Annotated in this window: 10 protein-coding genes and 2 pseudogenes; 6 read left to right on the forward strand and 6 right to left on the reverse strand. The window is 70.4% G+C overall.

What is annotated here, in order from left to right; genetic code table 11:
* The first annotated feature begins 329 nt into the window (after positions 1–329).
* Positions 330–1856, forward strand: a complete 1527-nt coding sequence (locus ACFWN1_RS06985; protein ID WP_384359009.1) for an RNA polymerase sigma factor — start codon at positions 330–332, stop codon at positions 1854–1856.
* Positions 1857–1978: 122 nt separating this feature from the next.
* Positions 1979–2839, forward strand: a complete 861-nt coding sequence (locus ACFWN1_RS06990; protein WP_384359011.1) for a S1 family peptidase — start codon at positions 1979–1981, stop codon at positions 2837–2839.
* A gap of 113 nt (positions 2840–2952) precedes the next feature.
* Here ACFWN1_RS06990 and ACFWN1_RS06995 read toward each other — a convergent pair whose 3' ends face one another.
* Entirely contained in the window at positions 2953–3183 is a 231-nt protein-coding gene (locus ACFWN1_RS06995) for a hypothetical protein (RefSeq protein ID WP_384359013.1), read from the reverse strand.
* 438 nt (positions 3184–3621) lie between these two features.
* On the opposite strand from ACFWN1_RS06995, the gene ACFWN1_RS07000 reads away from it, so the two are divergent.
* From ACFWN1_RS07000 to ACFWN1_RS07010, 3 genes are all read left to right on the forward strand, one after another.
* Positions 3622–5745, forward strand: a complete 2124-nt coding sequence (locus tag ACFWN1_RS07000; protein ID WP_384359015.1) for a type IIA DNA topoisomerase subunit B — start codon at positions 3622–3624, stop codon at positions 5743–5745.
* Between the two features lie 176 nt (positions 5746–5921).
* Positions 5922–6476 (forward strand): DUF485 domain-containing protein, encoded by a 555-nt coding sequence (locus ACFWN1_RS07005; protein ID WP_384359017.1) that lies wholly within the window; start codon positions 5922–5924, stop codon positions 6474–6476.
* A complete protein-coding gene (locus ACFWN1_RS07010) occupies positions 6473–8065 on the forward strand; it encodes a cation acetate symporter (protein ID WP_384359019.1) in 1593 nt (530 codons plus the stop codon). Before ACFWN1_RS07005 ends, ACFWN1_RS07010 begins: the two co-directional genes overlap by 4 nt.
* A gap of 29 nt (positions 8066–8094) precedes the next feature.
* Here ACFWN1_RS07010 and ACFWN1_RS07015 read toward each other — a convergent pair.
* The 4 genes and pseudogenes from ACFWN1_RS07015 to ACFWN1_RS07030 all read right to left on the reverse strand — a co-directional run.
* Positions 8095–8274: pseudogene (locus ACFWN1_RS07015) on the reverse strand (two-component system response regulator); the annotation flags it as partial.
* A gap of 76 nt (positions 8275–8350) precedes the next feature.
* Entirely contained in the window at positions 8351–8740 is a 390-nt protein-coding gene (locus ACFWN1_RS07020; protein WP_384359021.1) for a hypothetical protein, read from the reverse strand.
* A 133-nt stretch (positions 8741–8873) separates the two neighbouring features.
* A pseudogene (locus ACFWN1_RS07025) lies at positions 8874–9461 on the reverse strand (histidine kinase); the annotation flags it as partial.
* Between the two features lie 99 nt (positions 9462–9560).
* Complete coding sequence (locus ACFWN1_RS07030) at positions 9561–10502, reverse strand: sucrase ferredoxin (protein WP_384359023.1); 942 nt, start codon at positions 10500–10502, stop codon at positions 9561–9563.
* 124 nt (positions 10503–10626) lie between these two features.
* On the opposite strand from ACFWN1_RS07030, the gene ACFWN1_RS07035 reads away from it, so the two are divergent.
* Complete coding sequence (locus ACFWN1_RS07035) at positions 10627–11676, forward strand: CobW family GTP-binding protein (protein ID WP_384359025.1); 1050 nt, start codon at positions 10627–10629, stop codon at positions 11674–11676.
* Positions 11677–11848: 172 nt separating this feature from the next.
* Here ACFWN1_RS07035 and ACFWN1_RS07040 read toward each other — a convergent pair whose 3' ends face one another.
* A complete protein-coding gene (locus ACFWN1_RS07040) occupies positions 11849–14302 on the reverse strand; it encodes a DNA topoisomerase (ATP-hydrolyzing) subunit A (protein WP_384359027.1) in 2454 nt (817 codons plus the stop codon).
* Positions 14303–14589: the final 287 nt, after the last annotated feature.

Here is a 14589-nt window from a genome sequence, read left to right on the forward strand (position 1 = left end):
ATTCCGGCCGAGTCCGGCGGTGCGACGGGGCGACCGGACCGGCATAGTGACCAGGACGGACTCGATGGCGGACCGTTTTGTTCGTATCTGATCGCATCTTCCTCTTGACAGGGTGTGACTCGGGCCACGCGGATTGGGCGTAACGCTCCCGGAAACAGCGCGATGACCTAAGAGGTGAACAGCCGCGAAGGGAATACGGACGCCGTGCCAGGCGCTGTGTCTCATCCCGGCCCAGCCCGCGCCGTCGGCCCGTCCCCAGGCCGGTGGTCGGCTCCTGTCCATGCCGGACGGAGCCGGAAGCCGCTTTCCAACGTTCCGAGAGGTTGTTCGTGTCGGCCAGCACATCCCGTACGCTCCCGCCGGAGATCGCCGAGTCCGTCTCTGTCATGGCGCTCATTGAGCGGGGAAAGGCTGAGGGGCAGATCGCCGGCGACGATGTGCGTCGGGCCTTCGAAGCTGACCAGATTCCGGCCACTCAGTGGAAGAACGTACTGCGCAGCCTCAATCAGATCCTTGAGGAAGAGGGTGTGACGCTGATGGTCAGTGCCGCAGAGCCCAAGCGCACCCGTAAGAGCGTCGCAGCGAAGAGTCCGGCCAAGCGCACCGTCACCAAGACGGCCGCTGCGAAGACGGTGACCACCCGTAAGGCCACGGCCGCCCCAGCCGTGTCCGCCGCCGCGGGCGACGACACCGACGAAGCCGCCTCCGCCCCGAAGGCCGCGGCCAAGAAGACCACCGCCAAGAAGACGGTCGCGAAGAAGACCGCGGCCAAGAAGACGGTGGCGAAGAAGACCGGCGCCAAGAAGGACGACGCCGAGCTTCTCGAGGACGAGGTCGTCGAGGAGACCAAGTCCGCCGACGAGCCCGAGGTCACCGAGGCCGCCGGCTTCGTGCTGTCGGACGAGGACGAGGACGACGCGCCCGCGCAGCAGGTCGCCGCGGCCGGCGCCACCGCCGACCCGGTCAAGGACTACCTGAAGCAGATCGGCAAGGTCCCCCTGCTCAACGCCGAGCAGGAGGTCGAGCTGGCCAAGCGCATCGAGGCCGGTCTGTTCGCCGAGGACAAGCTCGCCAACTCCGACAAGCTCGCCCCGAAGCTCAAGCGCGAGCTGGAGATCATCGCCGAGGACGGCCGCCGCGCCAAGAACCACCTGCTGGAGGCCAACCTCCGTCTGGTGGTCTCCCTGGCCAAGCGCTACACCGGCCGCGGCATGCTCTTCCTGGACCTCATCCAGGAGGGCAACCTCGGTCTGATCCGCGCGGTCGAGAAGTTCGACTACACCAAGGGCTACAAGTTCTCCACGTACGCCACCTGGTGGATCCGTCAGGCGATCACCCGTGCCATGGCAGACCAGGCGCGCACCATCCGTATCCCGGTGCACATGGTCGAGGTCATCAACAAGCTCGCGCGCGTGCAGCGCCAGATGCTCCAGGACCTGGGCCGCGAGCCCACCCCGGAGGAGCTGGCCAAGGAACTCGACATGACCCCCGAGAAGGTCATCGAGGTCCAGAAGTACGGCCGCGAGCCCATTTCGCTGCACACCCCGCTCGGCGAGGACGGCGACAGCGAGTTCGGTGACCTCATCGAGGACTCCGAGGCCGTCGTGCCCGCCGACGCCGTCAGCTTCACGCTCCTCCAGGAGCAGCTGCACTCGGTGCTCGACACCCTGTCCGAGCGCGAGGCAGGCGTGGTCTCCATGCGCTTCGGCCTCACCGACGGCCAGCCGAAGACGCTCGACGAGATCGGCAAGGTCTACGGTGTGACGCGCGAGCGCATCCGCCAGATCGAGTCGAAGACCATGTCGAAGCTGCGCCACCCGTCGCGCTCCCAGGTGCTGCGCGACTACCTCGACTAGACCGAGCCGCTCCGCCGCCGAAGGCCCGTCCCCCCTCGCGGGAGCCGGGCCTTCGTGCTGCGGGCCATCGTGCGCTGGATGACTCTGGGTGTTCCGGAACCACTCTGAGTGAGGAGTCCAGCATGCGCCCTTCCGTTGTCCGGGTGCTGATCCGGCCGCTCTCGCTGGCGGCCACGCTGACCGCGATACCCCTGATCGGCGCCGCTCCGGCCGTCGCTGACAGCGTGGTGGTCGGCGGCTTCCCGATAGACGTCTCACAGGCCCCGTGGACGGTGGCGCTCTCCAGCCGTGACCGGTTCGGGGGTAGCCGGGCGGGCCAGTTCTGCGGCGGGGTGGCGATCGCGCCGACCACCGTCCTCACCGCCGCCCACTGTGTCTCCGACGACGCCCTCGGCACGCCCCCCGACCGGGTGCGCGACCTGAAGGTCATCGCCGGCCGGACCGACCTGCTCGCGGCCGGCGGCCAGGAGACAGCCGTGCGGGACACGAAGATCAACCCGGAGTACGACCCCCTGACCAACGCGGGGGACTACGCCGTCCTCACGCTCGCCGAGCCGCTGCCGCCGAGCGCCGTCGTACCGATGGCGGCTGCCGGTGATCCGGGCTACGCGCCGGGCGCGGAAGCCCTGGTCTCGGGCTGGGGTGACGCCGACGGCGACGGCGCCTACCCGACCCGGCTGCGCGCCGCGCGGGTCCATGTACTGGCCGACGACCTCTGCGCCCACGCCTACGCGGGCGGGCGGAACGGCACCTATGGCGCCGCCTCCATGCTCTGCGCGGGAGAGGCCGCCGGAGGACCGGATGCCTGCCAGGGCGACAGCGGCGGCCCGCTGGTCGCCGGGGGACGGCTCATCGGACTGGTGTCCTGGGGGAGTGGCTGCGGGCAGGCCGGCAACCCGGGCGTCTACACCCGCGTGTCCGAGGTCGTACGCACGCTGGAGCAGGCCGCGGAAGCGCCCCAGGAGGCCCCCAGGCGCCCCTGAGACGGCCTGCGGCCCCCTTTTCGGGTACGCGTACGGGCGGCCGCTCCTCCGGGGAAGCAGCCGCCCGTACGCCGGCCTGATGCCGGGGCTGGCTCGTCGGTCGGGTGCGAGATTCAGCGCTCTTCGGTGGCAGAGGTGCTGGGAACGGAACCCAGCCGCTCCGTCTCGTCCTGTATCTCAGCGGCGATCTTCTTGAGTTCCGGCTCGAACTTGCGCCCGTGGTGGGCGCAGAAGAGCAGTTCTCCGCCGCTCAGCAGGACGACGCGCAGGTATGCCTGGGCGCCGCAGCGGTCGCAGCGATCGGCGGCCGTCAGCGGGCTCGCGGGGGTCAGAACAGTAGTCACGTCGCCTCTTCTCTAGCTCGACGAGCTGTCGTACCAGGGTCAACATCCAACCAGGCCGAATTCGTTCCCGCTCGTGGCTATCCGTCGAAAATTTCTTTCGGTATGGCCGGCTGTTGCCGGTTGGCGGCGAATGTGCCGTAGCGCGTGGTCTGGTGCTTACGGTTTCGCGCGGTTTTCGGGGTCGGTCCTCCCGGCTGGGTTGCCGGTGTTGATGAGGACGTGCCCGGAGCCTAAATGGTTCATGCCTCGAAGGGAACGTGATGTGTGCTTCACTCCATCGAGGGATCGAACGTCCGTACGACCCTCGGCTAGTCTGAGTTTCCCTACGTGGGTGGCGTTACACCGGCTCTACCAGGCATCGGTACCCTCTGAGCGGTGACCGAAGCCGGCCCCCTACCCACCAGGGGCCCATCTGAAATTCAGCGAGGAGCGAACCGCGTGACCGCCGACACGTCCGTGCCGTCCACAGCGCTGCTGGCAGGAGCAGACCGGGACGGTTCCAACTACACCGCGCGGCACCTGCTCGTCCTCGAGGGCCTCGAAGCGGTGCGCAAACGTCCGGGCATGTACATCGGCTCGACCGACAGCCGCGGCCTGATGCACTGCCTCTGGGAGATCATCGACAACTCCGTCGACGAGGCCCTCGGCGGTTACTGCGACCGCATCGAGGTGATCCTCCACGACGACGGTTCCGTGGAGGTGCGGGACAACGGCCGCGGCATCCCCGTGGACGTCGAGCCCAAGACGGGCCTGTCCGGTGTCGAGGTCGTCATGACCAAGCTGCACGCCGGCGGCAAGTTCGGCGGCGGCTCCTACGCGGCCTCCGGCGGCCTGCACGGCGTCGGCGCCTCCGTGGTGAACGCGCTCTCCTCCCGGCTCGACGTAGAGGTGGACCGCGGGGGGAGCACCCACGCCATCAGCTTCCGCCGGGGTGTCCCGGGCACCTTCGCCCGGGGCGGCGCCGAGGCCGGGTTCGAGGCCGGGACCGGCCTGACCAAGACCAAGAAGATCGCGAAGAACCGGACCGGCACGCGTGTGCGCTACTGGGCGGACCGGCAGATCTTCCTCAAGGACGCCAGGCTCTCCCTGGACAACCTGCACCAGCGGGCCCGCCAGACCGCCTTCCTGGTGCCCGGCCTCACCATCCTCGTGCGCGACGAGATCGGTCTCGGCGAGGGCGGGAGCAAGGGTGAGGAGTCCTTCCGCTTCGACGGCGGCATCAGCGAGTTCTGCGAGTACCTGGCCACCGACAAGCCGGTCTGCGACACGCTCCGCTTCTCGGGTCAGGGCACCTTCAAGGAGACCGTCCCGGTCCTGGACGAGCACGGCCAGATGACGCCCACCGAGGTCACCCGCGAACTCGGTGTCGACGTGGCGCTGCGCTGGGGCACGGGCTACGACACCAACGTGAAGTCCTTCGTCAACATCATCGCCACCCCCAAGGGCGGCACGCACATGGCCGGCTTCGAGCAGGCGGTCAGCAGGACGATGAACGAGGTGCTGCGCGCCAAGAAGATGCTGCGCGTCGCCGAGGACGACGTCGTCAAGGACGATGCCCTGGAGGGCCTGACCGCGGTCGTCACGGTCCGCCTGGCCGAGCCGCAGTTCGAGGGCCAGACCAAGGAGGTGCTCGGCACCTCGGCGGCCCGCCGTATCGTCTCCGCGGTGATCGCCAAGGAGCTGAAGGCGTTCCTGACCTCCACCAAGCGGGACGACGCCGCGCAGGCCCGCACGGTCATGGAGAAGGTGGTCGCCGCCGCCCGCACCCGGGTGGCCGCCCGCCAGCACAAGGACGCCCAGCGGCGCAAGACCGCCCTGGAGTCCTCGTCCCTGCCCGCCAAGCTCGCCGACTGCCGCAGTGACGACGTCGACCGCAGCGAGCTGTTCATCGTCGAGGGCGACTCCGCGCTCGGTACGGCCAAGCTGGCCCGGAACTCCGAGTTCCAGGCGCTGCTGCCCATCCGGGGCAAGATCCTCAACGTGCAGCGCTCGTCTGTGACCGACATGCTCAAGAACGCCGAGTGCGGCGCGATCATCCAGGTCATAGGGGCGGGCTCGGGCCGCACCTTCGACATCGACGCCGCCCGCTACGGCAAGATCATCATGATGACCGACGCCGATGTGGACGGCTCCCACATCCGCTGCCTGCTGCTCACGCTCTTCCAGCGGTACATGCGGCCCATGGTCGAGGCGGGCCGGGTGTTCGCCGCCGTGCCCCCGCTGCACCGCATCGAGCTGGTCCAGCCCAAGAAGGGCCAGGACAAGTACGTCTACACCTACTCGGACCGTGAGCTGCGGGACACCCTCATGGAGTTCCAGCGCAAGGGCGTCCGCTACAAGGACTCCATCCAGCGGTACAAGGGCCTCGGCGAGATGGACGCCGACCAACTGGCGGAGACCACGATGGACCCGCGCCACCGCACCCTGCGCCGGATCAACCTCGCGGACCTCGATGCCGCCGAGCAGGTCTTCGACCTGCTGATGGGCAACGACGTCGCGCCGCGCAAGGAGTTCATCTCCAGCTCGGCGGCGACGCTGGACCGCTCGCGGATCGACGCGTAAGCGACTGCGCCCGGCTTTGGCCGGGCGGTGGGACGACGGGAGCACCGGCCTCAGCCGGTGCTCCCGTTCCTCGTCCCCAGGTTCCTCGTCCCCGGGCCCTGGGAGCGGCTCACCTAATGGGGTGAAATGTACGAGAAGACGTGTCGGGGATCTTCCTGATCTGTCCATCCTTGGGTATGCAGTCAAGCAACGGCCGACAGTTCGGTACCGGGGACGGTCCGAGCAGTTCGGTCGACAACGAGGAAGAGCAGGACGTGACTTCCCGCGATGTGCGGCACGAGGACCCTTGGCACGACACGCTGACCACCGGCTGGAGCGGACTGGACGGGGCCGGGATGCCCGCGCCGGCCGTGCCGCACCCCCGAAGCGAGGGCGAGCCGGACATCGCGGCGGCTCGGGCACGCGAGGTGTATCTCGCGGTGCAGCAGAGCGAGGCGTTCCAGGAGGTGCGCAGCCGGTACCGACGGTTCGTGGTGCCCGGAGTCGCCGCCTTCTTCTGCTGGTACGTGGGGTACGTGGTCACCGCGACGGCAGCGCCCGGCCTGATGGCGCGGCCCGTCATAGGGGCGGTGAACGTGGGGATGCTCGCCGGGCTCGGGCAGTTCCTCAGCACTTTCCTGCTCACCTGGGCCTACGCGCGCCACGCACGGCTGCGGCGTGACCGGCCCGCGCTAGAACTGCGCTGGGACACCCAGGAGCTGACCCGCGGCATCCAGGGAGGCGCCTCGTGACCGGCAATCACCAACTGCTGGCGCTGGTCCTGTTCAGCGCCTTCGTGGCCGTGACGCTGGGCATCACCACCTGGGTGAGCCGTAGCAAGCAGGGGTCCGCGGAGGAGTTCTACGCGGGCGGGCGCCTGTTCACCCCGCTGGAGAACGGGTTCGCCATCTCCGGCGACTACCTCTCGGCCGCCTCCTTCCTCGGCGTGACCGGCCTCATCGCGCTGTACGGCTACGACGGGCTCCTGTACGGCGTGGGATTCCTCGTGGCCTGGCTGGTCGTGCTGTTCCTCGCCGCCGAACTGGTCCGCAACTGCGGCCGGTTCACCCTCGCCGACGTGGTCGCCGCGCGGATGACCGAGCGGCCGGTGCGGATCGCCACCGGCACCTCCTCGGTCACCGTGTCCGTGATGTACCTGGTCGCGCAGATGGTCGGCGCCGGAAGTCTGGTGGCGCTGCTGCTCGGGGGCTCCGGCGGGGCCGCGCAGGCGTGGACGGTCATCGGGGTGGGCGCGCTCATGGTGATCTACGTGTCGCTGGGCGGGATGCGGGCGACCACCTGGATCCAGATCGTGAAGGCCGTCCTGATGCTGGTCGGGACGATCGTGATGACCGTACTGGTCCTGTTGCGTTTCCACGGGGACGTCAACCAGCTGCTGCTCACCGCCGCCGAGCGCAGTGGGCACGGGAGCTCGTTCCTGGCGCCGGGGCTCAAGTACGGCGGCGACTGGACCTCGCGGATCGACTTCATCAGCCTGGGGCTGGCGCTGGTGCTGGGGACGGCGGGTCTGCCGCACATCCTGTCCCGCTTCTACACGGTGCCGACCGCGCGGGCCGCCCGGCGCTCCACCGTGTGGTCGATCGGGCTCATCGGCAGCTTCTACCTGATGACGATCGTCCTCGGCTTCGGAGCGACCGCCGTGGTGGGCGCCGACGCGCTGCGTCGGTCCAACGCGGCCGGGAACACGGCGATCCCGCTGCTGGCGCTCGACCTGGGCGGCGGTGCCTCCTCCACCGGGGGCACGGTGCTGTTCGCGGTCGTGGCCGCCGTCGCCTTCGCCACGATCCTCGCGGTGGTCGCCGGGATCACGCTGGCCTCGTCCGCGTCCGTGGCCCATGACCTGTACGCGTCCCTCCGGCGTACGCCCAGCACCCCGCGCGGTGAGGTGGCGGTGGCGCGGGTGGCGGCGGCCGTCATCGGGATCGTGGCTATCGCGCTCGGACTGCTGGCCCGCAATCTCAATGTGGCCTTCCTGGTCGGCCTGGCCTTCGCCGTGGCCGCCTCGGCGAACCTGCCGACGCTGCTGTACTCGCTGTTCTGGCGGAACTTCACCACGCGCGGCGCGGTCTGGGCCGTGTACGGGGGGCTGATCCCCGCAGTGATCCTGGTACTGCTGTCGCCGGTGGTGTCGGGGAGCCCCGGCTCGCTGTTCCCCGGCGTCGACTTCCAGTACTTCCCGCTCCAGAATCCGGGCATCGTCTCCATCCCGCTCGGCTTCCTCTCCGGCTGGCTGGGCACGGTCACCTCGGACGAGGTGCCGGACGAGGCCAAGTTCGCGGAGACCGAGGTACGTTCGCTGACCGGCGCCGGCGCCGTGTAGGTACACCCGGCCCGGGTGACGTCACCGCGTCACGGCGTCACCCAGGCGTACCGGTGCTCGGGGCGCCCGGTGTCCCCGTATCGGAGAGACAGCCGTAGGCGGCCCGCTTGTTCCGCGCTGTGCAGGACACCGCAGATCAGGTCCGACGTCCGCTCCATATGGCTACTCGACAACCCCGGGGCCGGCGGTGAGGGGGGCGTGCGCAGGGCGGAGGCCCGTGAGTGGCTGGCCGGATCGCGCTCGCCGCGAGCTTCGTCGACGACCCCGAGATCCTGGCCAGCCGGGTCATGCAGCAGGGTCGACTTCGGGGTGCGTGAACCGTACGGGCCTGCCCAGCGACCGGGCGTAGGCGATTTCGGCTCGGGTGCTGTCTCCGATGTAGTCGCCGACCACGAGCACCTCGTCAGCGAGCCGGATCTTCGCCCGGTGCAGATCGTCGAGTCGAACCTTCAGCGCCTCGGCCTCGGCAGGATCGGACCAGAGTTCGTGCGGCGACTTCATGTCACAGCCCGGTTTGACGACGATCTTCCCGGCGCCTGTCTCCCGTAGATCGGCGTCGTTCATCTCGGTCATGAAGCGGGTGGAGCCGCAGATCACGACGATGCGCGGGAGGCTCAGCAGCTTCTTCGCGTCGGCGAGCTTCTCCTCGGGGGTGAGCCGTTCCGGGTATGACACTGGTTCCTCCTGGTGGTGTGATCCAAGACGGACCAGGTTGGCCAGTGCCAGTGCCAGTGCCAGTGCCAGTGCCAGTGCCCCCGCGCCTGCTCCGCTGTCGAAGGTACCGGCGCTCCGGCCGGGGCGACCACGCCTCCCGGATGCCGTGCAGCCTCGCCTCCCGCTCCGCGAGCAGCGCCGAGGTGTCGCTGAAGGCCGGGTCACGGGTCTGCCGGTGCACCCGCCGGGAGAGCAGCCAGGCGGCCACCGCCCCGACCGCCGGCGCGCCCCCGACGCACGCCGGTAGGCCGGGGATCGCGCCGGGCAGTCCGACGCGCACGCTGTCGTACGCGCTGCCCGCCGAGGACCGCGCCGATGATCCGGTGCCCGGCGTCCTGGAGCGGCGCCTTGCCGCGCGCGGAGCGGCCCGGGGTGCCTCGGTCGATCTCCGTCACCCGGCGGCCGGCCAGCGCACCGCCGGGGTCGGTGGAGACGCGGCGGCCGATCTCCCCGGCGGTCGGGTGGGACAGCGCACCCCCCGTGTGTCCATCACGACGACGTACTCCGCGTGCGTGGTCCGTCTGATCCGCTCGGCCTCCTGCACGGGCTCGTCGACGCTGGGCCGTGTGCTCCGGACGCCCTCGGCGATTTGCCGGGTCCTGCGCGATGACCAGCGCGCGGCGCATCGCGCCTCCTGGTCCAGCTGTCCGCCGAGCGGCGCCAGGAAGAGCCCGGTCGCCAGGACCGCGACGCCCGCCGGGGCAGACCGGGTCGCGGACGTCCGGCCGGGGGAGCGGGAGGCAGGCGGAGACGGTGCGCGGCCGGTCGTGCCGGGCGGCGGTCAGCTTGTCAGGGTCGTCGCGTGCAGTGCCCGGACGCCCACGACCTCCATCCGCGCGGGGGTGCCCAGCACGTCCACCCCGCAGCTCTCCGGACGCGGCGGCAGCGCGGCGGTCCGCGCCACGGTCACCCGCCAGCCCCGGCCGTCGGCGTGGGCGACGGTGACCTCCCAGCGGGGCGCGTCACCTTCGGTGCGGACGACGTGCAGCGCGTCCGCGTCGTACTCGGCCGTCACCGCCCGTACGGCCAGTTCGGCGGCCTGGCCGGGACGGTCCCAGGCAGAGCGGCCGCGGCAGTCCTCCAGCAGGACCTGCCCGTCCCGGGCGCGGTACAGGGCCTCCTTGACCGTGTGCGCCTCGGCGCGGGCGTACGCGTAGCCGTACGGCAGCACGAGCACCGTGGGGGCGAAGCGATGACCACCCAGATGGGTGACCTCCCAGACGCCCGGCACGTCGGACGCGGTGAGTTCGGCGGCGAGGGGGCGGCCCAGCAGGGCGCAGCAGCGGTCGCGCTTGCCGTTGGTGCACACCAGCGCGAGCGGATCACCGGTCTGCGGGCGGCCACCGAGGACCGACGCGAAGGACCGGGGGTCACCGGCGCCCAGAGCGGCGAAGTCCAGGCCGAACAGCTGGTGCGGGTCGCTGGTGGCGGCGCCGTACAGCCACACGTTCCCGGGCACCGTGTGGGCGACGTACACCTGCCGTACGGGCGGTGTGCCGGGGTCGGCGTGCCGGCCGGGACGCCGGATCAGCGCCACCCGCACCCCGGTGTCCTGGGCGGCGGCCTCCAGGGCGCGGCCCAGCACGGGGTCCAGATGGCTCGCGGTCAGCGCTTTGGCGCCCCAGGGGCCGGGCTGTTCCAGCAGCAGCCACGTCGTCGCCGTGGCCGCCGTACCGGAAACGGGCTCGTCGAGGTTCCGGGAGACGGTCGCACACCTACTCACAAAGGCGAGCCTAACCTGAGTCAGGGGGGTCCGAGTGACCGGAGGGTCGTACGCGGCCGGGAGGGTGATCCGTCCTCGTATCCTGGCCAGGTCGAAGTCCGTCCGCCGGGAAAGGTGCCCCTCGTTGGCGAACAGTCGTGGTCCGCAGATTCCGGTCGTCGTGCTGGCGGGGTTCCTGGGTTCCGGGAAGACGACGTTGCTCAACCACCTGCTCCACCGCAGCGGGGGCAGCCGCATAGGGGCCGTCGTCAACGACTTCGGGTCGATCGAGATCGACGCGATGGCCGTCGCCGGGGCGCTCGGGGACTCCGCCGTGTCGCTCGGCAACGGGTGCCTGTGCTGTGCGGTCGACGCGAGCGAGCTGGACGGCTATCTGGCCAGGCTCGCCGCTCCGGCCGCCGGGATCGACGTCATCGTCATCGAGGCCAGCGGGCTCGCCGAGCCGCAGGAGCTGGTGCGGATGGTGCTGGCCAGTGAGCGGCCGGAGATCATGTACGGCGGGCTCGTCGAGGTCGTGGACGCCGCCGAGTTCGACGCCACCCGCGCCCGGCACCCCGAGATCGACCGGCACCTCGCCCTCGCCGACCTCGTCGTGGTCAACAAGCTCGACCGGGCACCCGACGCCGACCGCGTCCTCGGCCTGGTGCACTCGCTCACCGAGGGCGCCGTACTGCCCGCCACCTACGGCCGCGTCGACCCGGAGTTCCTCTTCGACTGCCGTCCCGGTGAGGAGCGTGTCGGCCAGCTCTCCTTCGACGACCTGCACGGTCACGGTGGGCACGAGAAGCACTCAGGGCATCTGCACTCCGGCTACGACACCCTGTCCTTCGTCTCCGACGTGGCTGTGGACCCCCGCGCCCTGATGCGCTTCCTGGACAGCAGGCCGGAGGGGCTGTACCGGATCAAGGGGTACGTGGACTTCGGCGCCCACGATCCCGGCAACCGGTACGCCGTGCACGCCGTGGGCCGCTTCCTGCGCTTCCGGCCCGAGCCCTGGCCGCCAGGCGCGGACCGGCTCACCCAGCTCGTCCTGATCGGCACCGGCATCGACGCCGACGCCCTCGGCAAGGAACTGGACGCGTGCCGGGGCGGCGGCGCCGAGGCCGACGAGCAGGCCATGTGGGGCGTGCTGCGCTATGTGCCGGGCTCCGAGGACGAGCCCGGCACACCGTAGCGGGCCGCCAGAGCCTGTCCGGCGGATCTTTGCGGGCCCGCGACGCCCGGCACGCACTCTCGCCGCACGACCGAATCACCCGAGTACGTCCAGTACGAGGGAGATCCGGGCGCACGCCGAGAGCACGCACCAGACGCCGCGGGCTACTCCACAAAGATCCGCCGTACAGGCCCTAGAGCACCGGGCCCGCCACCACCGACACCGTCTTCGCCAGCGAGGTGCCCGAGCCGTCCCGGCGGGGGTCCGGCTCCGGCAGCTCCACCGGCAGGCCGGTCTTCTGCGCCGCCCGTCCCGGTACGGGGCCCGCCCAGGCCAGCGCGAGGCAGTCCTCGCCCTTCAGGAAGCGCTGGCAGCGCACGCCGCCCGTGGCCCGGCCCTTGCGCGGGAACTGGTCGAACGGGGTCAGCTTGGCCGTGGTCTGCACCGAGTCGTCCAGCGTGCCCCGCGAGCCCGCCACCGTGAACACCACCGCGTCGACGGCCGGATCGACCGCCGTGAACGAGATCACCTTCGCGCCCTCGGTGAGCTTGATGCCCGCCACACCGCCCGCCGCACGGCCCTGCTGGCGCACCTGGGCCGCCTGGTAGCGCAGGAGCTGGGCGTCGTCGCTGATGAACACCAGGTCCTCCTCGCCGGTGCGCAGCTCCACCGCGCCGACGATCCGGTCACCCTCCCTGAGGGTGATGACCTCCAACTCGTCCTTGTTTGACGGGTAGTCCGGCAACACCCGCTTGACCACGCCCTGTTCGGTGCCGATCGCCAGGCCGGGCGAGCTCTCGTCCAGCGTGGTCAGGCAGACCACGGTCTCGTCGCCCTCCAGGGCCACGAACTCCGCCAGCGGCGCCCCTCCGGAGAGGTTCGGCGCGGTGGCCGTGTCCGGCAGCTGGGGCAGGTCGACCACATTGATCCGCAGCAGGCGTCCGCCGGAGGTCACCGCGCCGATCTCACCGCGCGCGGTCGCCGGGACCGAGGAGATGATCACGTCGTGCTTGGCGCGCCCGCCTTCCTGCGGCACCGGCTCGGCGCCCCTCGTACGGGCCAGCAGCGCCGTCGAGGACAGCAGCACCCGGCACGGGTCGTCGGCCACCTGGAGCGGCACCGTGGCCACCTGGGAGGCCGTCGACTCCAGCAGGACGGTACGCCGGTCGGAGCCGAACTTCTTCGACACCTCGGCCAGTTCGCCCGAGACCAGCTTGCGCAGCTCCGCGTCCGACTCCAGGATGCGGGTCAGCTCCTCGATCTCCCGGCTGAGCCGCTCCTTCTCCGCCTCCAGCTCGATCCGGTCGTACTTGGTGAGGCGGCGCAGCGGCGTGTCGAGGATGTACTGCGTCTGGATGTCGCTCAGGCCGTAGCGCTCCATCAGGCGCTCCTTGGCCTGCGCGGAGTTCTCGCTGGACCGGATCACCCGGATGACCTCGTCGATGTCGACGAGCGCGGTCAGCAGGCCCTCGACCAGGTGCAGCCGGTCGCGCCGCTTGGTGCGGCGGAACTCGCTGCGCCGGCGCACCACCTCGAAGCGGTGGTCGAGATAGACCTCCAGCAGCTCCCTCAGGCCCAGGGTGAGCGGCTGGCCGTCCACCAGGGCCACGTTGTTGATGCCGAAGGACTCCTCCATGGGGGTCAGCTTGTAGAGCTGTTCCAGGATCGCCTCCGGCACGAAGCCGTTCTTGATCTCGATGACCAGGCGCAGGCCGTGCTCGCGGTCGGTGAGGTCCTTGACGTCCGCGATGCCCTGGATCTTCTTGGCGTTGACCAGGTCCTTGATCTTCGCGATGACCTTCTCCGGGCCGACCGCGAAGGGCAGTTCGGTGACGATCAGCCCCTTGCGGCGGGCGGTCACCGCCTCGATGGCGACCGTGGCACGCATCTTGAAGGAGCCCCGGCCGTTCGCGTACGCGTCCCGGATGCCGTCCAGGCCGACGATGCGGCCGCCGGTGGGCAGGTCGGGGCCCGGGACGTGCCGCATCAGGGCGTCCAGGTCCGCGTTCGGGTACCTGATCAGGTGGCGGGCGGCCGCGATGACCTCGCGCAGGTTGTGCGGCGGCATGTTCGTCGCCATGCCGACCGCGATGCCGGAGGAGCCGTTGACCAGCAGGTTCGGGAAGGCGGCGGGGAGCGCGACCGGCTCCTGCTCCTGGCCGTCGTAGTTCGGCGCGAAGTCGACCGTGTCCTCGTCGATGGACTCGGTCATCAGGCTCGCCGCCGCGGCCATCCGGCACTCGGTGTACCGCATGGCGGCCGGCGGGTCGTCGTTGCCCAGCGAGCCGAAGTTGCCGTGGCCGTCGACCAGCGGGACGCGCATCGAGAAGGGCTGCGCCATGCGCACCAGCGCGTCGTAGATCGACGTGTCGCCGTGCGGGTGCAGCTTGCCCATCACCTCGCCTACCACGCGCGCGCACTTCACATAGGCACGCTCGGGGCGCAGGCCCATCTCGTTCATCTGGTAGACGATGCGGCGGTGCACCGGCTTCAGTCCGTCCCGGGCGTCCGGCAGGGCACGGGAGTAGATGACCGAGTACGCGTATTCGAGGTAGGAGCCACGCATCTCGTCCACGACGTCGATGTCGAGGATCTTCTCCTCGAACGCGTCGTCGGGCGGCGGGGTCTTGGTGCTGCGGCGGGCCATCGCTGCCGGCTCCTTGCTGAAGGCGTGGGACGGATCGGACGCGGACCATTGTGGACCGGGACACTGACAACGAGGGCCGCGACCCGGTCCGTACGGGTCCGCCCCCGGTGCTCGGCGGTCCGGCGGCCCCACCGCCGTGGGCCGGCCGGGGGCCGCGCTCGCCATGAGCACGCCTGACGCAGGCTAGTCGATCCGCTGTGGGCGTACGTCGGGCGGGAACTCCGCCGGGCCTTCGCCCGCTTTGCATACAGTGGCGGGAACGGCAGGAAAACCGCGGTTCGTTTCGA

The sequence above is a fragment of the Streptomyces sp. NPDC058459 genome, from assembly GCF_042721685.1.
In the GTDB taxonomy this organism is placed as follows: domain Bacteria; phylum Actinomycetota; class Actinomycetes; order Streptomycetales; family Streptomycetaceae; genus Streptomyces.